At 62.8% G+C, this 22,113-nt stretch carries 18 protein-coding genes; 7 read left to right on the top strand and 11 right to left on the bottom strand.

The window, feature by feature from the left end:
* Window positions 1-95 precede the first annotated feature (95 nt).
* A complete protein-coding gene (locus GNZ12_RS15380) occupies window positions 96-1,442 on the top strand; it encodes an MFS transporter (protein WP_172311168.1) in 1,347 nt (448 codons plus the stop codon).
* 105 nt (window positions 1,443-1,547) lie between these two features.
* Here GNZ12_RS15380 and GNZ12_RS15375 read toward each other — a convergent pair whose 3' ends face one another.
* Window positions 1,548-2,657, bottom strand: coding sequence for a porin (locus GNZ12_RS15375; RefSeq protein WP_172311166.1), 1,110 nt, complete (start codon window positions 2,655-2,657; stop codon window positions 1,548-1,550).
* A 355-nt stretch (window positions 2,658-3,012) separates the two neighbouring features.
* Between GNZ12_RS15375 and GNZ12_RS15370 the strand changes: the two genes are divergently transcribed.
* Window positions 3,013-3,948, top strand: a complete 936-nt coding sequence (locus GNZ12_RS15370; protein ID WP_172311164.1) for a DMT family transporter — start codon at window positions 3,013-3,015, stop codon at window positions 3,946-3,948.
* A 65-nt stretch (window positions 3,949-4,013) separates the two neighbouring features.
* Here the strand turns inward: GNZ12_RS15370 and rsmA are convergent, their stop codons facing one another.
* The 4 genes from rsmA to GNZ12_RS15350 form a co-directional block, all read right to left on the bottom strand.
* Window positions 4,014-4,886, bottom strand: a complete 873-nt coding sequence (gene rsmA, locus GNZ12_RS15365; protein WP_074285427.1) for a 16S rRNA (adenine(1518)-N(6)/adenine(1519)-N(6))-dimethyltransferase RsmA — start codon at window positions 4,884-4,886, stop codon at window positions 4,014-4,016.
* 153 nt (window positions 4,887-5,039) lie between these two features.
* Window positions 5,040-6,050, bottom strand: a complete 1,011-nt coding sequence (pdxA, locus tag GNZ12_RS15360; protein ID WP_172311162.1) for a 4-hydroxythreonine-4-phosphate dehydrogenase PdxA — start codon at window positions 6,048-6,050, stop codon at window positions 5,040-5,042.
* Between the two features lie 5 nt (window positions 6,051-6,055).
* Complete coding sequence (locus GNZ12_RS15355) at window positions 6,056-7,420, bottom strand: peptidylprolyl isomerase (RefSeq protein WP_172311160.1); 1,365 nt, start codon at window positions 7,418-7,420, stop codon at window positions 6,056-6,058.
* Window positions 7,421-7,487: 67 nt separating this feature from the next.
* Entirely contained in the window at window positions 7,488-9,854 is a 2,367-nt protein-coding gene (locus GNZ12_RS15350) for an LPS-assembly protein LptD (protein WP_172311158.1), read from the bottom strand.
* A gap of 222 nt (window positions 9,855-10,076) precedes the next feature.
* On the opposite strand from GNZ12_RS15350, the gene GNZ12_RS15345 reads away from it, so the two are divergent.
* Both GNZ12_RS15345 and murU read left to right on the top strand, forming a co-directional pair.
* Window positions 10,077-11,168, top strand: a complete 1,092-nt coding sequence (locus GNZ12_RS15345; protein ID WP_172311156.1) for an aminoglycoside phosphotransferase family protein — start codon at window positions 10,077-10,079, stop codon at window positions 11,166-11,168.
* A 3-nt stretch (window positions 11,169-11,171) separates the two neighbouring features.
* Window positions 11,172-11,885: an N-acetylmuramate alpha-1-phosphate uridylyltransferase MurU gene (gene murU / locus GNZ12_RS15340; RefSeq protein WP_172311154.1), complete on the top strand. Its 714-nt coding sequence runs from the start codon at window positions 11,172-11,174 to the stop codon at window positions 11,883-11,885.
* Between the two features lie 156 nt (window positions 11,886-12,041).
* Here murU and GNZ12_RS15335 read toward each other — a convergent pair whose 3' ends face one another.
* Window positions 12,042-13,931 carry an ABCB family ABC transporter ATP-binding protein/permease gene (locus tag GNZ12_RS15335; protein WP_172311152.1) on the bottom strand — a complete coding sequence of 630 codons (1,890 nt, stop codon included), beginning with the start codon at window positions 13,929-13,931 and terminating at the stop codon, window positions 12,042-12,044.
* Window positions 13,932-14,241: 310 nt separating this feature from the next.
* Here GNZ12_RS15335 and GNZ12_RS15330 point away from each other — a divergent pair, with 310 nt between their 5' ends.
* Window positions 14,242-14,637 carry an acyl-CoA thioesterase gene (locus tag GNZ12_RS15330; RefSeq protein ID WP_172311150.1) on the top strand — a complete coding sequence of 132 codons (396 nt, stop codon included), beginning with the start codon at window positions 14,242-14,244 and terminating at the stop codon, window positions 14,635-14,637.
* Between the two features lie 165 nt (window positions 14,638-14,802).
* Here GNZ12_RS15330 and GNZ12_RS15325 read toward each other — a convergent pair whose 3' ends face one another.
* Together GNZ12_RS15325 and GNZ12_RS15320 are read right to left on the bottom strand one after the other, a co-directional pair.
* Entirely contained in the window at window positions 14,803-15,138 is a 336-nt protein-coding gene (locus GNZ12_RS15325; RefSeq protein ID WP_172311148.1) for a DUF4148 domain-containing protein, read from the bottom strand.
* 214 nt (window positions 15,139-15,352) lie between these two features.
* Entirely contained in the window at window positions 15,353-16,258 is a 906-nt protein-coding gene (locus GNZ12_RS15320; RefSeq protein ID WP_172311146.1) for a LysR substrate-binding domain-containing protein, read from the bottom strand.
* A 159-nt stretch (window positions 16,259-16,417) separates the two neighbouring features.
* Here GNZ12_RS15320 and GNZ12_RS15315 point away from each other — a divergent pair, with 159 nt between their 5' ends.
* A complete protein-coding gene (locus GNZ12_RS15315) occupies window positions 16,418-17,032 on the top strand; it encodes a glutathione S-transferase (RefSeq protein ID WP_172311144.1) in 615 nt (204 codons plus the stop codon).
* 55 nt (window positions 17,033-17,087) lie between these two features.
* Here GNZ12_RS15315 and GNZ12_RS15310 read toward each other — a convergent pair whose 3' ends face one another.
* Both GNZ12_RS15310 and GNZ12_RS15305 read right to left on the bottom strand, forming a co-directional pair.
* Window positions 17,088-20,198 (bottom strand): sensor domain-containing protein, encoded by a 3,111-nt coding sequence (locus GNZ12_RS15310; RefSeq protein ID WP_172311142.1) that lies wholly within the window; start codon window positions 20,196-20,198, stop codon window positions 17,088-17,090.
* Window positions 20,199-20,347: 149 nt separating this feature from the next.
* Entirely contained in the window at window positions 20,348-20,824 is a 477-nt protein-coding gene (locus GNZ12_RS15305) for a nitrate reductase associated protein (RefSeq protein WP_172311140.1), read from the bottom strand.
* A 158-nt stretch (window positions 20,825-20,982) separates the two neighbouring features.
* Here GNZ12_RS15305 and fdhD point away from each other — a divergent pair, with 158 nt between their 5' ends.
* A complete protein-coding gene (gene fdhD / locus GNZ12_RS15300; RefSeq protein ID WP_172311138.1) occupies window positions 20,983-21,822 on the top strand; it encodes a formate dehydrogenase accessory sulfurtransferase FdhD in 840 nt (279 codons plus the stop codon).
* A gap of 64 nt (window positions 21,823-21,886) precedes the next feature.
* Here the strand turns inward: fdhD and GNZ12_RS15295 are convergent.
* The coding region (locus GNZ12_RS15295) for an enoyl-CoA hydratase-related protein (RefSeq protein WP_235993746.1) at window positions 21,887-22,113 on the bottom strand (227 nt) is incomplete at its 5' end.

Below are 22,113 nucleotides of genomic sequence, written 5' to 3'. Positions count from 1 at the left end.
AAGCTCCCGATAACGAGAATGCACTTGAACAATTCGTTTATACCACCTCAAATGGGCGAAAACCCAGCGCCCCGCGCGAGAATTGGAGACACGCTTTGCCCACCATCCTCAGCAGCACGAAACGCTGCACGGCGCTCGCCGCCGACGCCACGCCGGCTCACCCCGCCAACGCACGCGAATCCGCGCAGGGCCGCCGCTGGGTGATTGTCGCCTCGCTGTTCCTGTTCATGCTGATCAACTTCGCCGACAAGGCCGTGATCGGTCTGGTCGCGATACCCATGATGAATGACATGCAGTTGACGCACGGTCAGTTCGGCCTCGTCGGCAGTGCGTTTTTTGTGTTGTTCTCGATTTCGGGCATCGCCGTCGGCCTGATTGCCGACCGCGTCAATATGAAATGGCTGCTCGCCGCACTCGCGCTGATCTGGGCGGTAGCGCAGTTGCCGCTCGCCTCGCCGACCAGCTTTGCCGTGTTGTTGCTATGCCGCGTCCTGCTGGGTGCGGGCGAAGGGCCGGCCGCGCCACTCGCGCTGCATGTGGTCTACACCTGGTTCGACGACCACGAGCGCAATCTGCCCACCACAATCGTTCTGCAAGGGGCGACCGCGGGCGTTATCATCGCCGGACCCTTGCTCACCTATATCTCGCAACAGTGGCACTGGCACGCGACGTTTCTCACGCTCGGCGCGGTCGGCATCGGCTGGACTGTTTTGTGGCTGTGCCTGGGCAAGACGGGCAATCGTCAGCACAACGCATCACCCGGGTTTGCCGCCGCGGCGGCCGGCCCGCGTGCTGCGCCATTGTGCTTTCGGCGCATGCTCAGCGACCGCACCGTCGTCGGCGTGATGCTGCAGTGCTTTGTCGGCTATGCGGTGGTCGCGATCGGTTTCACCTGGGTACCCGCGTATTTCCGGCTCGGTCTCGGCTTTGACGCGACCCGGGCCGGTTGGTTGTTCGCGCTGCAAGTCGCGGCGCAGATCCCGCTCGGCATCGCGCTCGCCATGGTTTCGCATCGAATGCTCAAGCGCGGCGTGCCGTCGAAGGTGGCGCGCGGCAAACTGATCAGTGCGGTCTGCGTGGTGAGCGGGTTGGCGTACTGCTCACTGTTGTTCGGTGCGCCGCCGTTCGTCAAGATCGCATTGATGGGGCTCGCCAGCGCGTTGGCGATTCAGACTTTCACCTTCGGCCCGATGCTGGTCGCCGAAGTCGCGCCACTGGCGCGGCGCGGGGCGCTGCTCGCGATCACCAACTCGCTCGTCACCACCGCCGGACTGATCGGCCCCGTGGCGATGGGCAAGCTGCTCGGCGTGGCAGGCGACGCGCGTCGCTATGAGATCGGCTTCGGGATAACCGGCGTGTTGCTGCTGGTCGTCGGTGCGGCGGGTTTCGCGTTGATCGATCCACAACGGTCGAAGCAGCGCATGGAAGGCACACCTGAGTGAGACGCGCGGCCGCTTTCGCCACCGCGAGCCACACCACGAACGTGAACGGCGAGCACCGCAGCACGGTAGAGGGCAATCTGGGCGCGCGCTGGAGTGGGTAAGTGCTCAGAACTGATGGCGCACACCGGCCATCAGGCCGATCTGGCTACCCTTCTGCGCAAGCCCGACACCGTTGACGCCCTGCAACTGTGCGCCGATCAGGTCGCCCCGGTACAGCGAGTAATCGCCTTCCAGATAGACGTCGGTGCGCCTCGACAGGTTGTAGTCGGCGACCAGTTGATACTGCCATGCCGAGCCGTCCTGTGCGGCGGTCTTGCCGTCCTGCAGCGTGCGCCAGACATTCGCGGCGAAGTGCCACGCGGTGCCGACCTGCTGCGTGATGCCCCCCATGATCATGCGGCGCCGCGAAAAATCCGTGTACTTGAGCGCAGCCAATGCGGGCGCGGTGAACGGCCCGTTGGCAAAATTCGAAAAGCCGGCGTCATTCTGATTGACGATATAGCCGACGGAGAACCGGGTCAGGTTCCACGTGTACGACCCACCAAAGGTCCACGCCTTCGCCGCTGCGCCGTTGACCGAATCTTTCGACTCCTGATACGCGCCGCCGAAGGTGAACGGGGCACCCGCTGCATAAGCGAGCGCCACGCCGACCTGGCTGCCGTACGAATTGCCCGCGTTGCCGCCGAATGCGTAACCGGCGGCAAGATGGAAACCGTTATATTTCGCCTGGTACTGCACCTGGTTGCTGGTCCAGATGCCGCCCGTCATCGTCACTTCCGGCTGAAAGCTGAAATCGTACGGAATCCAGAGATTGCTGCCGTAGCCGCCGATGGTCACGCCCTCGATCATCGCGTTGTACTGACGGCCGAAGATCACCTGGCCATAGGAATCCGAGCGCACGCCCACTTGCGCTTCATTGAAGAACGGCAAGGTGGGATCGCTTTGGCCGCTATTCATGTAGAAACGGTTTTCGAGCTTGAAGAACGTCGACCAGCCACCGCCCAGATCCTCGACGCCCCTGATCCCCCAGCGGCTCTCCGTCATGCCACCGTTGCCGAGCCCGATCGACGAATCGCCGGCCTGGTTTGCGTGGGTCAGATAGTGCACGCTTTCGTCGATGACACCGTAGAGCGTCACGCTCGATTGGGCATGTGCCATGTGGCACGCCAACGCCGTGGGCACGACTGCCATGGCCCACCTGCATGCATTCTTCATATCGTCTCCTCGTACAGGTTCCCGCTTTGCGCGGATATTTCGACACCGCCACGCCTGATACAAAGTGCCGGCACGCTGCTCATCTGAGACCGCGTAAATCGCCAGGTACGATGCAGGGTCCGCATCGGAACCTTGCATGACAGCCCATGCAGGTTGTTTGAATGAGCTGACGAAATGCGTGTGGGTGAACCTTAGCGCGAAACCTGGGCAGCAAGGAAATAGACTGAAGTAAGTGTTGTTATGTCATCGAAGTGCTTGCAGCTTGTAAGAAGCACGCGTAGGCGGTGGGGTCATCGCATTTCGGGGCGGATGGTTTTGATATCGTATGACTTATGATCGGCACTCCACAAAACCCATGAGCACCACCGCCCTGCCCACGCGCCGCGCCCTAGATAGCTTCGCCATCCTGCTTATGATCGGCTTGTGCGCGATCTGGGGATTTCAGCAAGTCGCGATCAAGAGCACCAACGCGGCACTGCCGCCGATATTCCAGGCAGGTTTGCGCTCGGCAATCGCGGCTGTGTTGGTCTGGGGTTGGGCGCGCTCGCGCGGCACCCCGCTCTTTCGTGACGACGGCACGTTAGGCGCGGGTTTGCTCGCCGGCGTGCTGTTCGCCGGGGAATTCGTGTGCATTTTTCTCGGCCTGACGCTGACCAGCGCCTCGCGTATGGCGGTCTTTCTGTACACCGCACCGTGCTTTACAGCGCTCGGGCTGCACTGGTTCGTCGCCGGAGAGCGGATACGGCGCACTCAGTGGCTCGGCATCCTGGCGGCGTTTGCGGGTATGGCGCTGGCGTTCGCCGACGGCTTCCTTCACGGCCATGCGACGCAGGGCTCGACCCTGAAGGGCGTCGCCGGTGACGCGCTCGGCGTGCTGGCAGGCATCGCGTGGGCTGCGACCACCGTGGTGGTGCGCGCCACGCGCCTCGCCCATTCGAGCGCCAGCAAGACGCTGTTCTATCAATTGACAGTGTCGGCGGTGGTGCTGCTCGCGCTCGCGCTGTGGCTCGGTCAGGCACACGTCGAAACCATCACGCCGCTGACCGTGATGAGCCTCGCGTATCAGGCGGTGATCGTGGCGTTCGTCAGCTATCTGGTGTGGTTCTGGCTGTTGACGCGTTACATCGCGTCGCGCCTGTCGGTGTTCTCGTTCCTGACGCCGTTGTTCGGCGTGACCTTCGGCGTGCTGTTGCTCGGCGAGTCGTTCAACCTGCGCTTCCTGATGGCCGCGGCGCTGGTACTGATCGGCATTGCTCTGGTCAATGCGCCGGTGAAGCGGGTTGCTGCTTAAGAAGTGGGGTGTTTCACGCGCGCTGCAGGACGCAGCGCGCTTCTTTCAGGACCGTGCAACGCCGCTCAGGCGTCGTCAGTCTCAGTGTCCGCGGCCGTGGCGCCACGCGACGGCGAAGCCGCTACGATCTGCGCCACACGCACATATTCGGCCACCGGCACATCTTCGGCGCGGCGTTGCAGATCGAAGCCTAGCGCGTCGAAATCCACCGCGTCACGAAACGCAGCCAAAGTGTTACGCAGCATCTTGCGCCGCTGCGAGAAGGCCGCCGTCACCACTTCGCCGAGCACGCGCTCGTCCACGGCCGGCAGTTCATGCAGTTCGTACGGGATCATCCGCACGATCGCCGAATCGACCTTCGGTGGCGGCTGGAATGCTTCGGGCGGCACGTCGAGTTGCTTGTCGATCACGTAGCGGTACTGCAGCATCACCGAGAGGCGGCTGAACGCCTTGGTGCCCGGCTCCGCCACCATGCGGTCGACCACTTCGTTTTGCAGCATGAAATGCTGATCGATCACGCGATCCGCGAACGCGGTCAGATGAAACAACAACGGGCTCGAAATGTTGTACGGCAGGTTGCCGACAATGCGCAGCGACGCCTTCTCACCAGGCGCTGCCAGTGTGCCGAAGTCGAACGCAAGTGCATCGCCCGCATGCAGCTCGAGCAGGTTGCCGAATTTTGTCTTGAGGCGGCCGATCAGATCGCGATCCAGCTCGACGGCGTGCAACGGCGCTTCGGGCGTCGCCAGACGCTCAATCAGCGGTCCAGTGAGCGCGCCGAGCCCCGGCCCGATCTCGACCATGCGCTCGCCGCGCTGCGGCCGGATCACGTCGACGATCGAATCGATCACGCCCATATCGACCAGGAAATTCTGCCCGAAACGCTTGCGCGCGATATGGCCCTGGTGCCGGCCCGGTTGCTGTCTGCTGGTGGACATCGAAGAAACGCTTTAAGAAAACTGCTTGAGAATAGGAACAACCCGGGAACTAGCCGGGAACAACCCGCGAACCAACCAGGAACACACGCAACGAACGCGCAAACGGCAAACGGCAAGCAAGCGCGTACGGCCCCGCTCTGCGCGACTGCCGGATCAGCCCCCGCGGCGGTGCTGCGCCATCGAAACCGCCGTATCGATGGCGGCGATCAGACTGCCCGCATCAGCACGGCCGGTGCCGGCCAGATCGAGCGCGGTGCCGTGATCAACCGAGGTGCGGATGATCGGCAAGCCGAGCGTGATGTTGATGCCTTCGCCGAATGTTGCGTACTTCAACACCGGCAGACCCTGATCGTGGAACATCGCCAGCACGCAGTCGGCCTGTTCCAGATAACGCGGCTGGAACAAGGTGTCCGCCGGATAGGGGCCCGGTGCGTCGATGCCTTGCTCGTTCGCGAGCTTCAGTGCCGGAGAAATCACCTCGATTTCCTCGCGGCCCAGATAACCGTTTTCGCCCGCATGCGGGTTCAAACCCGTCACGAGGATACGCGGGGCGGGCAAACCAAAGTGGTGGCGCAGATCGTGATCGACGATGCGCAGCGTCTCGACGATACCTTCGATCGTCAGCGCGGCGGAGACGTCTTTGAGCGGCAGATGCGTGGTAGCGAGCGCGACACGCAACGGACGCTTGCCGGTGCCCGCCAGCATCATCACCACGCGCGGCGTGTGCGTGCGCTCGGCCAGATATTCCGTGTGGCCGGTGAACGGCACACCGGCATCGTTGATGGTGCTTTTTTGCAGCGGCGCGGTCACGATCGCGTCGAACGTGCCGGCCACAGCGCCGTCGATCGCGCTGTCGAGCAGATCGAGCACGTAGCGGCCGTTGGCGGCGTCCAGCTTGCCGGCCAGCGAGGGCGCGCCGAGCGCCCGATGCTGCACCCGCACGCGCTTGCCGCCCGCCACCAGCAGAGCCCAATCGACGCCCACCGCACGCGCGCGTTCAGCCAGCAAATCCGCATCGCCCAGCACGGTGAACTGTGCACCCGGCCAATGCGCCGCCGCACCCGCCAGCGCCTGCGCGGTCAACTCGGGGCCAACGCCGGCAGGCTCGCCGGTCGTGATCGCGATCTGCAACGGAAGGCTGGTGGACTGCGCGGCGGTGGTCATGATGATTATTGCAGGCTTGCCTGGACAGGTTTCACTTCGACGTAGGCCGTATCGCGCAATTCACGCAGCCAGTCCGCGTAGGCCTGTTCCGCCTTGCGCTGACCGATCGCCTGACGCGCCAGATCCATCTGCTGCGAAACCGAGCCTTCCGATTCGCGGCGGCCCAGCACCTGAATCAGGTGATAGCCGTACTCACTGCGCACCGGGTCGCTGATCTGACCGTCCTGCAGGCTGTTCATGGCGCGCTCGAATTCCGGCACCGTCTCGCCCGGGCTGATCCAGCCGAGGTCGCCGCCTTGCGACGCCGAACCGTCTTGCGAGTACGTGTGGGCGAACTTCGAGAAGTCGCCGCCCGCGGCGATCTCGTTCTTGATTTCGAGCAGCTTCTGACGCGCTTGCGGCTCGGACATGCCGTCGCCGACGCGCAGCAGAATGTGGCGAACGTGCGTTTGCACGAGCTTCGGTGCGTCGGAGCTGGTGCCCTGGCCGGCGCGACGATCGACGAGGCGCACGATTTCGAAGCCATCGTTGGTGCGGATCAGATCCGGATTGACCTCGCCCGGGCGCAGCGTCGAAGCGGCCTTGACGAACTCAGGCGGCAGCTTGGACGTCGGCAGGAAACCCGTATCGCCGCCCTTCGACGCATCCGGTGCTTGCGAATCCGATTTCGCCAGCTTTTCGAAGTTGGCGCCGCCCTTGGCTTCGGTCAGCAGGGCCTGAGCCTTTTTCTGCGCGGTTTCGATGTCGGTTTCCGAGGCGTTCAACGGCGCCTTGACGAAGATATGCTGAAGGTGCAGATCGCTCGTCAGGCCGGCGTTCGGGCCGCGCTGGCTGGCGATGTAGTTCGCGACCTCGGCGTCCGACACCGTGACCTTGCTGTCCACTTCCTTCTCACGCAGACGCGAGAGCGTGAGCTCGGTGCGTGCGTCGTTCGTGAAGGTGGTCCAGGGCACGCCTTGCGCCTCGATACGCGAGCGATACATGTCGAGCGACATGTTGTTCGCCTGCGCGAGCCGCTCGAGCGTCTTTTGCACGGTGGCTTCGTCGATGTTGATGCCGTCTTCTTTCGCCTTCTGCAACTGGATGCGTTCCAGCACCATCTGGTTGAGCACCTGCTGGCGCAACTGGTCCATCGGCGGGACCGGCGCGTTCTGCTGGTTCAACCGGTGGGTGATCAGGCCGATGCGCTCGTCGAGCTCGCGCCGCGTGATGACACCGTTGTTGACCACCGCGGCAATGGTATCGACCGTCTGGCCGTTATTGCCGGGCGACAGCGCCTGCGCCTGAACCGGCGCAACCGACAGGAAAGACGCCGCAGCGGCAAGACCGGCCGCAAGCGTTGCCAAGCGAAGCTTTTTCATGATTGCCACAGATACTCCAATGATGTCGGGCGCGCCTGGCCCGTCTTTTCGCATTCTATAAATGATCGGGCGAGCGTCATTCGTAATTGGTGAAACGCGCTTCCGGCGGCGGCGGCGGCGGCAACGGCGTGTAGCCCGCGACGCTGGAGCGGAATGCCGCCATCAGCCCGTTGTCGACGCTCGACAAGCCCTTGAACGTCAACTGCATGAGGAACCGCGTGCCCGTCTGCTGCTGCGACGAAGTGTTCACGCCGTTCGCATAGCGCTGGATCCCGGCGCCGAGCGTCCAGCAGTCGGCGTCGTATTGCATGCCGATCAGACCGTCGACGATCCGATGCCCGTCGAGGTCGTAATTGAACCGCCCGACCCCATATACCCGGTGCGTCAGCGGCCATTGCCCCGAGATCAGCACCTGGTTGATCGGCGTGTTGTCCAGCGTGGTGTTCGCGCGGGTGTAGCGGTACGCGACGTTGATCACCTTGCCGCTGGCCGGACTGAAGCCGAAGCCGATGCTCGTCTTCGTCAACTGGTTGCTGTCGGCATTATATTGGAACGCCGTTTCCGAAGCGAAACCGGCGCCGAGCTTGAGCGATGCACCCGCGATCAGGTCCGAATGCGTGGCCTGCGAGCTGGTCTCGGTCGGCAGCAGCGTGACGCGCTGATCCTGGAAGTAATACTGCTGCGCGATCACGAAACGCGCGCGTTCGTCGCCCGTGGCCGGGTTGATGAAGCGCGTGGTAATCGCCGCGGTCAGACGGTTCGCGTCGGCGATTCGGTCGTTCCCGACGAACGTGTTCGGCGTGAAGATTTCCGCCAGCCCGAAGTCGGAATCTGCCGTATCGAACAGCGGCGCCTGCGATTGATTGCGGTACGGCGTGTAGACGTAGTAAAGCCGCGGCTCCAGCGTCTGAATGTAATCCTGACCGAAAATCCGCACCGAACGATCGAACACCAGGCCGGTATCGAAGCTCAGCGTCGGAATCGATTCAGTGAAATTCTTCGGTGAGCCGGCCGGCAGGTCGCTGCCGATATTGCTCAGGTTGTACGACGCAAAGTGCCACTGCACCTTCGGCGTGACGAAGTAACCCGGCCCGACCACCGAGTACGACAGGTACGGGTTGAACATCACCCGCTGACCCTGGGTGGTGTCCGCGGTGGTAATGCGGAAATTCGAGTAGTCGGCTTCCGCGCCGTAATCGAAGCCGCCGACGTTGTATTTCGCGTACTTCACGTTCAACTGCGGCTCGCGGCCGTACGGCGCCACCGAAGGCGTCAGCGTCTGCCAGTGCTGTTCGCGTGCGAGCACCGACCATGGGCCGTTGTTATAGGTCAACCCGGCTTCCTGTTGATACAGGAGCTGGGTGCCGTTAACGAACTGGCTGACCGACGACGACAGGTCTTCCGGATACGTATTGTCCGAAACCTTGTTGTAGTAGATATAACCGCCGAACCCGTTGCCGAAGTTCTGGTTGTGCTGGATATACAGCGCGTAGCGGTTGGTATGGGTCAGGTGGTCGTCCGGCAGGAACTCGCCGGTGATCGAGCCGGAATACGTAGGCGACAGATAACGGAAGGTTGACTGCAACTGCACGCCGCGCTTCGAGATCAGACGCGGCGTGACCGTCAGGTCGCGATTCGGCGCGATGTTGAAGTAGTACGGTACCGACAGTTCGAAGCCGTTCGACGAACTCAGCGAAAACGTGGGCGGCAAGATGCCGCTGCGCCGGTCGCCCGACAGCGGGAACGACAGCCACGGCGAAGCGAATACCGGCACGCCCTGGAAGAACAGCACGCTGTTGTACGCGACGCCTTCGTCCGCACCGGTGTCGAAATCGAACTCGGTGCCCTTGAGGTACCACGCCGGGTTGTCCGTACACGAGCAAGCCGTGTACGTGCCCTTCGTGAACACCGAGCGCTCGTTGTCGAGCAGGTCGACGCGCTCCGCGCTGCCCGAGCCACCCGTCACGTTGAAGTGGTACTTCGGCGCGGACATGAAGCCTTCGCTCGAGTCCACCCGCATATGCGCTTCCGGGCCGGCAAACGTGGCGCCGTTGTTGTTCAGGTGAACCTTGCCGTATGCGTCGGCCATGTCCGTGTCCTGATCGTAGTGCAGCGCGTCGGCCTTGATCACGAAGGTATTGCGCCGCACCTCGGCCGAGCCTTTCGCGGCCAGGTCCTGGTCGGTGGTGCCGCTCGTCGTGTCGCCGAGTACGAAGGTGGCCGCCTTCTGGCCTGACTGCAGCGGATGTTCTTCGAGCTGCGGGGCGAGCTGCATGCCCCATGGCGCGTCGATAGGTTGCGGCTGCGCGGCTTCCCCCACCAACTGGGCGTGCGCAAGCGCGGGCATCAGGCCCGGAACGGCGATCAACGCCGCGACGAGCCGCCTTTTGCGCGGCACTACAGCACAAGAGGGAGTCGTTTGGGAAAGCTGTCTAGGCGGCATGTATCGTTTGGCGAATCGGCCCGTCCGTCAGCTTTTGTAGTCACGATCCACCGCCTGCACATCCCGACCGTGACAGTCGGCTGTACATCAATCTTTACAATCTGTCGAACGATGAGGCGGGCGGTAAAGCGGAACACGCGAAAGCTGGCGTGAGTCGCGTCAAAAAAGTCGTGGGGTATTATATGGCAAGACGTTGCCCCTCTGAATTTGCCGCCGGTTTTCATGACGCTGCCCTCTGCCAAAAACACCCTCCAAGATTTCACCGACAGCCGCCTCGAACTGCTCAAGGCCTGGCTGAACGCCCACGCAGCGCGCTATGCGCTCGAACTTGACACGCTTGCCCCGGCTTCGTCCGACGCCAGTTTTCGCCGCTATTTCCGGCTCGCCGGTAAGGCGGCGGAAGGCGAAAGCGCCGGCACTCTGATCGCCGTCGATGCCCCGCCGCCCGAAAAGTGCCGCGAATTTGTGCAAATCGCCCAATTGCTCGAGGCCGCCAACGTGCATGTGCCGCGTGTGCTGGAGGTCGACTTCGACGCCGGGTTCATGCTCGTCACCGATCTGGGCACCGATTCGTACCTCGGCGCGCTGACCGAGGCGCAAAGCGGCGATGACCCGCGCCGCGCCCGCTCGCTGATGCGCGACGCGCTCGATGCGCTGATCCGCTGGCAGCTCACGTCGCGCGAAGGCGTGCTGCCGCCGTTCGACGAAGCCTTCCTGCGCCGCGAGATGGAGTTGATGCCGGAGTGGTTCCTCGGCCGCCATCTGAGCCGTGAGGTCGACGAAAAGACCCGCGGGGTGCTCGATCGCACCTTCGCGCTGCTGATCGCGAGCGCCCGGGCGCAACCGCAAGTATTCATGCTGCGCGATTTCATGCCGCGCAATCTGATGATCGCGGCCGCCCCCAACCCCGTGAATCCGGGCGTGCTGGACTTCCAGGACGCGGTGGTCGGCCCGATCACTTACGACGTCGCCTCGCTGCTACGCGATGCATTCCTCAGCTGGGACGAACAGTTCGAGCTGGATTGCTTCGTGTACTACTGGGAGCGCGCGAAAAAAGCCGGCTTGCCGGTCGATCCGGATTTCGGCGAGTTCTACCGCCAGCTCGAGTGGATGGGACTGCAACGGCACATCAAGGTGCTGGGCCTGTTCTGCCGGATCAACTACCGCGACAGCAAACCGCACTACATGAAGGATCTGCCGCGTTTCATCGGCTATGCCCGCAAGGTCGCTGAGCGCTATGCGCCGCTGCGTCCGTTCGCGAAGCTGCTCGACGATCTCGAAGGCCGCGCGAATGAAGTCGGCTACACATTCTGACCGATGACGAATTCTCTGAAGAAAGCGATGATTTTCGCCGCGGGCCGCGGCGAACGCATGCGTCCGTTGACCGACGCGTGCCCGAAGCCCCTGCTCGAAGTGGGCGGCAAGCCGTTGATCGTGTGGCAAATCGAGCGCCTCGCGCGCGCCGGCTTTCACACCATTGTGATCAACCATGCGTGGCTTGGCGAGCGGATCGAAGCCGCGCTCGGCGACGGTTCGCGCTGGGGTGTGCAACTGCGCTACTCGGCCGAGCATGAAGCACTGGAGACGGCAGGCGGGATCGTGCAGGCGTTGCCGTTGCTGGAAGATGAGGGCAGGAGCGAAGTATTCGTCGCCGTCAGTGGTGACGTCTACGCGGATTTCGACTACGCGACGCTGAATACGCGCGCCGAAGCGCTGAAGGCGCTAACCGGACCCGGCATGCATCTGGTGATGGTTCCGAACCCGGCGTTTCATCCGAACGGCGACTTCGGGTTGGTCGATGGAACGCTCTCGCTCGATGCGCAACCGCGCTTCACGTTCGGCAACATCGGCCTCTACGACACGCGCATGTTCCGCGATCTGCCGCGCGGCACGCGGCGCGCGCTGACGCCTTACTACCGCGAGACGATTGCAGGCGGCCTCGCGAGCGGCGAGTTGTATGAGGGCTTGTGGGAAAACGTTGGTACGCCCGCGCAATTGCGGGTTTTGGATCAGCGTTTGAACGAACGCTGATTGCAGCAAGGCATTGAGCGGCACCGTGCGATAACGCGCCGCTCAACGTGCTACGACCAAGGCCAGGAGGTCGGCGCTGAATGCTAAGCGCTCCGCGCCGAGCACGCTACACGCGCCATCCAGCAAGCAAACGCGGCGCACCTCACCGCCGCTTGCTTAACGTCCACCCTCTCCCGCCCCTACCGTTTCAGCCGACTCCGACGCCTCTGCGGCACGTTGCTGCTGCAACGCCCACATCTGCGCGAACAATCCGTTCGCACGCAACAATTCGGCGTGCGTCCCGCGCTCGACGATGCGCCCCTTGTCCATCACGATGATCTGCTGTGCGTGCACCACCGTCGAAAGCCGGTGCGCGATGATCAGCGTCGTGCGCTCGCGGGCGATCTGATCGAGCTCATGCTGGATCGCGCGCTCCGAGCGCGAATCGAGCGCCGAAGTCGCCTCATCGAACAGAAGGATCGGCGGATTCTTGAGGATGGTGCGCGCAATCGCGACGCGCTGCTTTTCACCGCCGGACAACTTCAGGCCACGCTCGCCGACCGGCGTCTCGTAACCCTTCGGCAGCCCTTCGATGAAGTCGTGAATATGCGCCGCGCGCGCCGCCGCGATCACTTCCTCGTGCGTGGCCGACGGACGGCCATAAGCGATGTTGTAGTAGATCGAATCGTTGAACAGCACCGTATCCTGCGGCACGATGCCGATCGAAGCACGCAGCGAATCCTGCGTGACGTCGCGAATATCCTGACCATCGATGATGATCGCACCGCCCGTCGCGCGATCCAGATCGTAGAAGCGGAACATCAACCGCGCGAGCGTCGATTTGCCCGAACCGCTGTGACCGACCACTGCCGTGGTGCTGCCCGCCGGAATCGTGAAGCTCACGTCGTGCAGAATCTGCCGCGCCGGCTCATACGAGAAGTTCACATGCTCGAAGCGCACCTGCGCACCGCTCACCTGCAACTCGGGCGCGTCCGGCACATCGGGCACTTCCTGGGCCGCGCCAAGCAGCGTGAACATGCGGTCCATATCGGTGAGGCTTTGCTTCAGTTCCCGATACACGACGCCGAGAAAATTCAGCGGAATATAGAGCTGCAACATGAAAGTGTTGATCAGCACCAGATCGCCGAGCGTGAGGCGCCCGGCCATCACGCCTTCGGTCGCGCGCCACAGAATGAACACGAGCCCCGTGCCGATGATCGCCTGCTGCCCGAAGTTCAGCGCCGACAGCGAACGCTGCGATTTGATCGCGGCCGTGCGATAGCGTTTGAGATTTTCGTCGTAACGTTGCGCTTCCCACTCTTCGTTGCCGAAGTACTTCACTGTCTCGTAGTTGAGCAACGAATCGATCGCGCGCGAGTTCGCCTTTGAATCGAGATCGTTCATCGTGCGGCGAAAATGCGTACGCCATTCGGTGACTTTCACAGTGAACGTGATGTACGCAGCGAGCGCAATGAACGTGACGATCGCGTAGTACGCCTCGTATTTGATGACGAAAAAGCCGAGCACGAGACCGACTTCGACCAGTGTCGGCAGGATGCTGTACAACGAATACGAAATCAGTTGCGTGATGCCGCGCGTGCCGCGTTCGATATCGCGCGACATGCCGCCCGTCTGCCGATCGAGATGAAACCGCAACGACAGTGCATGCAAATGGCGGAACACTTTCAGCGCGAGCTGCCGCACCGCACTTTCGGTCACCTTCGCAAATAGAATTTCGCGCAGCTCGGTGAAAAGCGAGGTGGACAGCCGCACCACTGCATAGGCGACCACCATCAAACCGACCCCGCCCAGCAGCACGATGCCAGGGGAATCGTGCGCACGGCCAAGCGCGGTGAGATGCTTCACCGACGAGAGGCCGTCGATGATTCGCTTCATCACGATCGGCACGCCGAGATTGGCGACCTTCGCGCCGATCAGGCAGCTCAACGCGAAGCCGACGCGCCATTTATAGGTGGCGAGATACGGGAGCAGCGACAGGATCGTTTGCCAGTCGTTGCGCGGCTGGGTCGAGATCGGGGAAGGTTCGGACGAGGGTGTACGGCGCATGGGATCGGCTGGGGAGAGTATGGAAGCGACGGAGTTCGCAGCGGCGCGCCGACCGGCAGCGCGCAAACTCTGCGCCCTGCTCTATGTCGCGCGACCCGGCTGGGCGCTTTCCCGTACAATTCCTGATCTGTCTATTGTCGCAGAAGCTGGCTGGCGCCGCTTTTCATGGGCCGTCCGGCCTTCGGTTGAACGTGGGCCGTGCGGCTGTGCCGTACCGCTGCGTTGTACCGCTGTGTCGTGCAGTTGTCGTGAAATCCCCCCGCCTGCCTGTCGAGCCGACCGAGCCATTACGAATTTCAAGGGTGCCCCGATGACCGATCTCCTTCAACTCCCGCAAAAGTCTTGCGCACTGCGCGTCATGCCGCAACCGTCGGACGCGAATGTCCACGGCGACGTGTTCGGAGGCTGGATCATGGCGCAAGTGGATATCGCCGGTTCGATTCCGGCCAGCCGCCGTGCCAACGGGCGGGTGGCGACCATCGCGGTCAATTCGTTCGTCTTCAAGCAACCGGTGTTTGTCGGCGATCTGCTGAGCTTCTACGCGGATATCGTCAAGACGGGGAACACGTCGGTGACGGTGGCGGTCGAGGTCTACGCGCAGCGCATGAGCCTGACCGAAGACCTCGTGAAAGTCACCGAGGCGACCCTGACCTACGTCGCAACCGATAGCGACCGGCGCCCACGCGCGCTGCCGGTGCTGGATTGAACGGCGGACATTGAACGAAAACGAGGCGCCTGAGCGCCTCGTTTATCTTCATACCTTGTGCTTGCCGGGTTGCGTTTGCAAGGTTGCGTTTGCCAGTCTGCATTTGCCAGGCTCCCCCCGCGCAAGCACGACCGGGCCGGCAACCTCCGTCCGGCCCGCAGCCGCTTACTGGCTCGCCGCCGCGCCCGCAGCCGCCTTCTTCTGCGCGTTCTGGAGATCCGTCGGATAGTTCGGATCGTTGCGCGACGGGTTATACCCGTTGCTTTCCAGTTGCTTCAACTCAGCATTCTTCTTCGCCCGCGCCTGCTTGCGGGCAGCCTTGCGTTGCGCCTTGGCGGCTGCCTTGGATGCGGCCGCCGGATTGGCGGCAGTGGCGGCAGTGGCTTCATCGCCCGCCGGAGCACTACCGCCGCTTTGCGCGAACGCCGGTGCAACCGAAGCCACGCTAAGTACAACCGATGTCAGCAGGACTGCCCATTTCTTTGCAGGTGAAGACGTCATTGTTCTCTCCAGTCGTATTGGAAGATATTCGACGGCGCAACGCCCATAACAGAGTGCGAGCAGCGAAAAGCGGGCGCAACGCCACGTGAATCGATGCTTCATGGTTCCCGGTGAAGTCTGAGATGGGAATCCCGAATATATACGACTGACACTCGCGCGCAAACCGGTAATCCCCCGCGAACGGCGGCCTGCGCGCGCCAATCGACACAGAATCTCACCCGCCGCTACGCAAATAGGCGTCGACCTGCGCGTCGATCCACTGTGCGAAATGCGCCTGTTTCGCGTTCAGGATCTCGCGTTGCTGCCACACCAGCCAGTACGGATAGCGATACCGCACCCGGATGTCCGTGATCTGCAGCAGTTCGCCCCGCGCCAGCGCGTGCGCGACGAGGCTGCGCCGCTCGAGCGCGACACCCTGCCCGAGCAGCACGGCGCTGATCACGATATTCGAATCGTTCGCCGATAGCACCAGCGCTTCAGCAGCCGGCTCGGCCACCTGCGCCGCCTGGCACCAGTCGCTCCAGGGCGCGTCGGGGCTCGAGATCAGCGGACACGCGAGCACGTCCTCGGCCGTGCGCGGAAAACGGCCGTTTGGCCCAAGCGAGAAATGCGGCGCCGCGACCACGAGCATGTCGTCGTCGAATAGTTTCTGTTGCGCGACGTCGGGCCAATGTCCCTGCCCCATACGAATACCGATGTCACTCGTGCTCTGGCGAAAATCCTCGATCTGCAGATTCGTCAAAAGGCGCACGCGATAGTACGGATGCGCCTCGCGGAAGCTCGCAAGGCGCGGCACGAGCCAATGCTGCGCGAACGACGGCACGGTCGCGATCACCAGTTCGCTTTCGTGCGGGCGCGCCTGCGCGCGGCGCGTCGCCTGCGTGATGTCGCGCAACGCCGAGCGTATTTCGAGCGCGTAGAGCCGGCCGTCGTCGGTGAGCCGCAGGCCGCGCGCTTCGCGCACGAACAGTGCGACGCCCATCGACTCTTCCAGCACTTTGATCTGCTGACTGACCGCCGAATGCGTAACGTGCAACTCCCGCGCGGCCGGCGTGACACCGCCGAGCCGGGCGACGGCTTCGAAGCAGCGCAGCGCGGTAAGCGGTGGAATGGGCTTCATGTAAGAAATTCTGACGTAAACCGTCGATTAATGTTGCTTTTTTTGATGTGGCGAGACGGTTAGGCTATCGCTTTACTGCTCTGCAGGCACCGTCTGACAGGCGAACAGCCGCATACTCGCCGCTCTGACAAGCCATATAGATCTTCTAACGGGAATGAGATGAAACTGATCGGAATGCTGGATTCGCCCTACGTGCGCCGGGTCGCTATCTGCCTGAAGATGCTGAAGCTCGACTTCGAACACCAGTCGATTTCCGTGTTCAGCACGTATGACGCGTTCGCGAAGATCAACCCGGTCGTGAAAGCGCCGACCCTGATCCTCGACAACGGCCAGAGCGTGATGGATTCGACCGTGATCCTGCAGTACGTCGCCACGCTCGCCGCGCCGGATCAACGGATCTTCCCGTCACAACCGGATCACTGCCTGCGCGCCGCGCGCCTCACGGGCCTCGCGCTGGCCGCTTGTGAAAAGACCGTGCAGATCGTCTACGAACGCAATCTGCGTCCGGCGGACAAACAGCATGAGCCGTGGGTCGATCGTGTGACCGAGCAATTGCACGCCGCTTACCGCGAACTCGAGGCGGAACTCGCGTCGGCCCCGCTGCCGGTCGAGCCGAATCATTTCGGCGCGGTGGACGTCACCGTGGCCGTCGCGTGGAATTTCACGCAGATGTACTTGCCGAAGATCGTCACCAAGGCGGCGCATCCCCACTTGCAGGCATTTTCCGAGGTGGCGGAACAACTGCCGGTTTTCCTCGACACGCCTGCCGTCTGAGATACCCGCCGCCGGGCTGGAGCGCTGCGCGAGTCTCGCTCAGCGCTCGAGCACGTTACACCGCAGCGGGCTCTTGCGCGGCGCCACTCTGGAACAACGCTGAGATCGCGTCTGTCGACAACGGCTTCGCGAAGTAGAACCCCTGCATCTCGTCGCACGCACGTTCTTTCAGAAAGTCGAGTTGCGCCGACGTCTCCACGCCTTCAGCGATCACCTGCAATTTCAACGAATGCGCGAGCGCGATGATCGCCGAGGTGATCGTTTCATCGTCGCCTGACACGCCGATATCCGACACGAACGAGCGGTCGATCTTCAGGCGATCCACCGGGAAGCGCTTCAGATAGCTCAGACTCGAATAGCCTGTGCCGAAGTCGTCGATGGCCAGGCCAATGCCCAGCGCGTGCAGTTCGTTGAGCATCGACACCGCCTCTTCGGCATTGCGCATGATGGTGCTTTCGGTCAGTTCGAGTTCGAGATACTGCGGCTCGAGACCCGTCTCGGCCAGCACCTGCATGACGAGCTTCGCGATATCGCGCTGCTGGAACACCCGCGCCGACAGATTCACCGACACCCGCGCCGGCGGCAACCCTTCGTCCTGCCACGCCTTGTTCTGACGGCACGCCTCGCGCAACACCCATTCCGACAGCGGCCCGATCAGGCCGCTCTCTTCGGCGACCGGAATGAACAACGACGGCAGCACTAACCCGACTTCCGGATCCCGCCAGCGCACCAGCGCCTCGGTGCCGACGATCTGCCCGCTCACAATATCCACCTGCGGCTGGTAGTGCAGCAGGAACTCGTTGTCGCGCAAGGCACGGCGCAAACGCCGTTCGAGATTCAGGCGCGCGCCCGCGCTCGCATTCATCTCCGGCTGGTAGAACTGGAACGTATTGCGGCCCATGTCCTTCGCGCGATACATCGCGAGGTCGGCTTTTTTCATCAGCGTTTCCGCGTCTTCGCCGTCCTGTGGGAAGAGGCTCGCGCCCATGCTGCAGCCGACATACAACTCGGTGCCGTCGAGCCACACCGGCTCGGAAATCGACGCGCGCACTCGCTCCATCCATGCGATCAGCGACTGCTCGTCGACGGTATCGGTCATCACGATCACGAACTCGTCGCCGCCGTGCCGCGCGACCGTATCGCTGGTTCGCGTGCAACGTGCGAGCCGCTCAGCCACCACGCCCAGCAAACGGTCGCCGACGCTATGGCCGAGGCTGTCGTTGACGTTCTTGAACCCGTCCAGATCGATGAACACGACCGCGACGCCCTTTTGCTGGCGCTGCGCAACAATCAACGCATGCTGCAGGCGATCGCGCAGCAGGTTGCGATTCGGCAGCCGCGTGAGACTGTCATAGTTGGCCTGATATTCGAGCTGTTCCTGATAGCGGATCAGATCCGTCACGTCGTTGATCACGCCGATGTGATGCGTGATCACGCCCTCCGCGTTCGGTACCGGTGCGATGAACAGCTGATTCCAGAACAACGCGCCGTCCTTGCGATAGTTGCGCACCACGGCGCTGACCTCGCGGTTCGCGGCGAGCGCCTGGCGGATCAACGCGACGCCTTCCTGGTCGCGGTCGTCACGCTGCAGCACGCGGCAATCGTGACCGATCACTTCGGCGGGATCGTAGCCGGTGATACGCATGAACGCGGGATTCACGTATTCGATCAGATTGCCCGTCGGCGACGGCGCGGTAATCAGAATCGCGTTGACGCTTGCATCGAGCGCGCGGCTTTGCAGACGCAAAGCCAGATCGGAGCGCTTGCGCTCGGTGATGTCCGTATAGGAACCGAGCACGCCGAGCACGCGGCCGTCGCTGTCGGTGAACGGCAGCTTGCTCGTGACCGTGGTGCGGTGCACGCCGTCGATCACCAGGTCGACCTCGAAGTTCATTTTCGGCACGCCGGTGGTCACCACCTCTTTATCGTGCTCGTTCAGCAGGGCGGCGAAGGCGCGCCACGGCATATCGCTGTCGCTCTTGCCGACCACCTGCTCAGGGTAAGAAAGCCCCGCATCGCGCGCGAACGCCATGTTGCAGCCGAGATAGCGCGACTCCTGATCCTTCCAGAAAATGCGCTGCGGGATGTTGTCCATCACCGTTTCAAGCATCTGGTTGGAGCGCTGCGCCTCGGCTTCGGCGTTGATCTGATCGGTGACGTCGTCGGCCAGCACGAAGAAGGCGGCACGGCCCATGAAGTTGAGCGCGTGATACGAAATGTCGGCGCTGATCGTTGAACCGTCCTTGCGCCGGTGATGCCAGACGCCCGCCATCGTGCGGCCATGTTGCAGGACGTCGCTGCGCTGCAGGTGCGATTCGAGACGCGAGATTTCGACATGTGGCCGGATCGCGCGAATCGTCATGTCGAGAAATTCGCTTTCCGAGTAGCCGTATTGCTGGATCGCCGCCGCGTTGACGGCGAGAAAGCGCAGCGTCTCGCGCTCGAAGATGTACATCGGCACCGGATGGTCGTCGAACAGGTTGCGAAAACGCTCGTCGTTGCGGCTGAGCGCGCGGACGGTGCGCAGCTTCTCCCGCGCGCTGCTTTCGCGGGCGCCGAACGTGAAGATCAGAAGCGTGCTGCCGCCCAGCATCGTCACGATCAGCAGGAACATGGCGCGCTGGGTTTCGCTCGCGGACGCCGCAAGCGACGCCTGCAACGCCTGGCTCTCCTGCTTGCGTAACGCCGCCAGACTGGCTTCCACCTGGTCGAGACCCAGCCCGAGATGGGTATAGGCCGAGGCCGCCCATGCGCGTGATTCATTCGGCCGGGCGCTGGCGCTCTTCAATAGCGCATCGTCGATGTCGTGTTGCAGTGCGTGACTGTCCGCGCTCAGTTTGGCGAGCGTGTCGAGCATGGCCGGTTCGCCGGCGAGCGCTTTGCGCAAATTGCGCTCCAGAACGGCCAGCGAGCTCGCCATGGCGGCAGCTTCGTTGACAGGCGCGGCCTCACCCGAGGCTTCGAAACGGCCGAGCGCGGCCAGTCCGCCGTCAAGCGCCGTACGGTAGGCGTCGAGATTCTGACGCACGTTCGTCGAACGCAGCATGCGCACATCAGCGTCGCGCTGGCCGCAAATCTGCGTATAGGCGACGAACGCGTTCGCGCCGACCGCCGCGGCGACGACTGCCAGATTAATCAGCAGCCGTTTCGATAAAAAAGGAGTCATGGGTTCCGAACGTCAATCGTTCTGAGGGCGGGAGTGCGGGGGTCGCTTTCGGTGCGTCGGGCCGCATCGAGTCGAGTCTTTTTACGCGCCAACCCATGGATAACGGCAGGGTTCGGAACAGATTAAGGGGGGAAGGCGAAATAATTTGCCTAGCCGGCAGCGCCAAACTCCTTCATCGCGGGAACGAAGTCGTGGTTGCCTTCCGGCTTGCGGGACAATTTGGCGAGTACGTAGCGTTTGAACGGCTCGAGTTCGGCCCACTGGGCAATGCCCGGCGTGGGCAGGCCAGCCAGCCCCGCCTGTTGCACTACGCCGTCCGGCACGGCATCCGTGCGGCGCCAGGCGGGCGCTTCTTCGGGCGTGAACCACTCCGGCTCGACATTCGCATGGGTCCGCAGCATTTCGAACAGCGCGTGGTCGAAATTCGGCTCGATTTCCACGCCTTCGTCGACCGGAAAGCGTGCCAGCAGCTTGCGGTCCTCGAGCGGCAGCAATTGCCACTGCGCGAGCGTGATGCGCAACCCGAAGCGATCGAGATTGAAGCGCACCGACATCGGGATGTAGGCGAAATTCTCCGAAGACGCGACTTCGAAGTTAAACAGAAGCGGTGCTTCGTTGAGTCCCATGACAGTATTCCTCTTTGGTGACGGGCAACGCGCAAGCCCAGCTTGAGGTATTTTAGAACCTTATTCGCGCAATAGCGGCATGGTCTGGTGCTGCGTCGCGCCGCCGGGCAAGGCTGCAAGCCGTTCAAACGCGCGCAGCATGAAAGGAGTGAAGCAGCTTGAACGAACTGGAAACAGCCGGACAGCCGGGCGCCGTGGAGCGCCAGGTGCACCGGCACCGCGGCGCAGCGGTCGAAACCGTCACCGATCATGTCGGTCAGGAATGGCCGGTGGCGCTCGTCTTCAACGGCATTTCGCACGCGGTGATGATGTGCACGCCACGAGATCTGGAAGCGTTCGCGGTCGGTTTTGCGATTTCGGAAGGGATCGTGGAACGCGGCAGCGACATTCAGGACATCGAGGTCGAGCTGCACGACGATGACGAATTGCCGCATGCCGAAGTGCAATTGAAGGTGGTGCAGCAGGCCTTCGTCGCGCTGAAGGAAAAGCGCCGCGCGCTCGCCGGGCGCACTGGCTGCGGCGTATGCGGGATCGAAAGCATCGATCTGCTGGATCTGAAACCGGAACGCGTGCCGGACACGGGCTTTCTGCAACGGCTCGCACCGGATGCGATCGCTCGTGCCGCGCGCGAGTTGCCGGAACACCAAACACTGACGCGTCTCACCGGTGGCCTGCACGCCGCTGCATGGTGCGATGCGGCAGGTGCGATCCGCTACGCGTTCGAGGATGTCGGCCGTCACAACGCGCTCGACAAGCTGATCGGCCAACTGGTGCTGGACCGCGTGGATACCAAAGAAGGTTTTGTGTTTCTGTCGAGCCGCGCCAGCTACGAGCTGGTGCGCAAGGCCGCGCGTGTCGACGTGCCGATGGTCGCAACCATTTCGGCGCCGTCGTCGCTGGCGATTGCGATCGCCCGCAAAGCGGGCGTACGGCTTGTCAGCTTCTGCCGGGAAACCAGCTACGTCGACTACGACACCTTGCAGCCGACGCAATCTTGAGCGTCTGAAGCATCCTCAAGCGCCTGAGGCATTTTCATTACCTCAAGCGCCTGAACGCAGCCGGTCAGTCGAACTGCCGGAAGTCCGGCTTGCGCTTCTCGAAGAACGCCTTGAACGCCTCGCGCGCTTCCGGCGCGATCAGCATCTTGGCGAAGTGCACCGCTTCCTCGGTCATCTGCGTTTGCAGCTCATGGTGGCTCGCGCGCTTCATCAGACTCTTCGTCATCCGCAGCGACGAAGCTGGCAGCGCTGCCAGCTTCGTCGCTTGCGCGGCTGCGAATGCATCGACTT

This window comes from Paraburkholderia solitsugae (assembly GCF_013177695.1).
GTDB classification, from domain to species: domain Bacteria; phylum Pseudomonadota; class Gammaproteobacteria; order Burkholderiales; family Burkholderiaceae; genus Paraburkholderia; species Paraburkholderia solitsugae.
The sequence above is the reverse complement of the archived record's forward strand: the minus strand, read 5'-3'. Positions and strand labels throughout refer to the sequence as shown.

Coding starts and splice junctions, on each gene's coding strand:
- GNZ12_RS15310 (WP_172311142.1), bottom strand. CDS start 20,198: ATGACTCCTTTTTTATCGAAACGGCTGCTGATTAATCTGGCAGTCGTC.
- GNZ12_RS15335 (WP_172311152.1), bottom strand. CDS start 13,931: ATGCGCCGTACACCCTCGTCCGAACCTTCCCCGATCTCGACCCAGCCG.
- GNZ12_RS15320 (WP_172311146.1), bottom strand. CDS start 16,258: ATGAAGCCCATTCCACCGCTTACCGCGCTGCGCTGCTTCGAAGCCGTC.
- GNZ12_RS15325 (WP_172311148.1), bottom strand. CDS start 15,138: ATGACGTCTTCACCTGCAAAGAAATGGGCAGTCCTGCTGACATCGGTT.
- pdxA (WP_172311162.1), bottom strand. CDS start 6,050: ATGACCACCGCCGCGCAGTCCACCAGCCTTCCGTTGCAGATCGCGATC.
- murU (WP_172311154.1), top strand. CDS start 11,172: ATGACGAATTCTCTGAAGAAAGCGATGATTTTCGCCGCGGGCCGCGGC.
- GNZ12_RS15330 (WP_172311150.1), top strand. CDS start 14,242: ATGACCGATCTCCTTCAACTCCCGCAAAAGTCTTGCGCACTGCGCGTC.
- GNZ12_RS15345 (WP_172311156.1), top strand. CDS start 10,077: ATGACGCTGCCCTCTGCCAAAAACACCCTCCAAGATTTCACCGACAGC.
- GNZ12_RS15315 (WP_172311144.1), top strand. CDS start 16,418: ATGAAACTGATCGGAATGCTGGATTCGCCCTACGTGCGCCGGGTCGCT.
- rsmA (WP_074285427.1), bottom strand. CDS start 4,886: ATGTCCACCAGCAGACAGCAACCGGGCCGGCACCAGGGCCATATCGCG.
- GNZ12_RS15375 (WP_172311166.1), bottom strand. CDS start 2,657: ATGAAGAATGCATGCAGGTGGGCCATGGCAGTCGTGCCCACGGCGTTG.
- GNZ12_RS15350 (WP_172311158.1), bottom strand. CDS start 9,854: ATGCCGCCTAGACAGCTTTCCCAAACGACTCCCTCTTGTGCTGTAGTG.
- GNZ12_RS15305 (WP_172311140.1), bottom strand. CDS start 20,824: ATGGGACTCAACGAAGCACCGCTTCTGTTTAACTTCGAAGTCGCGTCT.
- GNZ12_RS15370 (WP_172311164.1), top strand. CDS start 3,013: ATGAGCACCACCGCCCTGCCCACGCGCCGCGCCCTAGATAGCTTCGCC.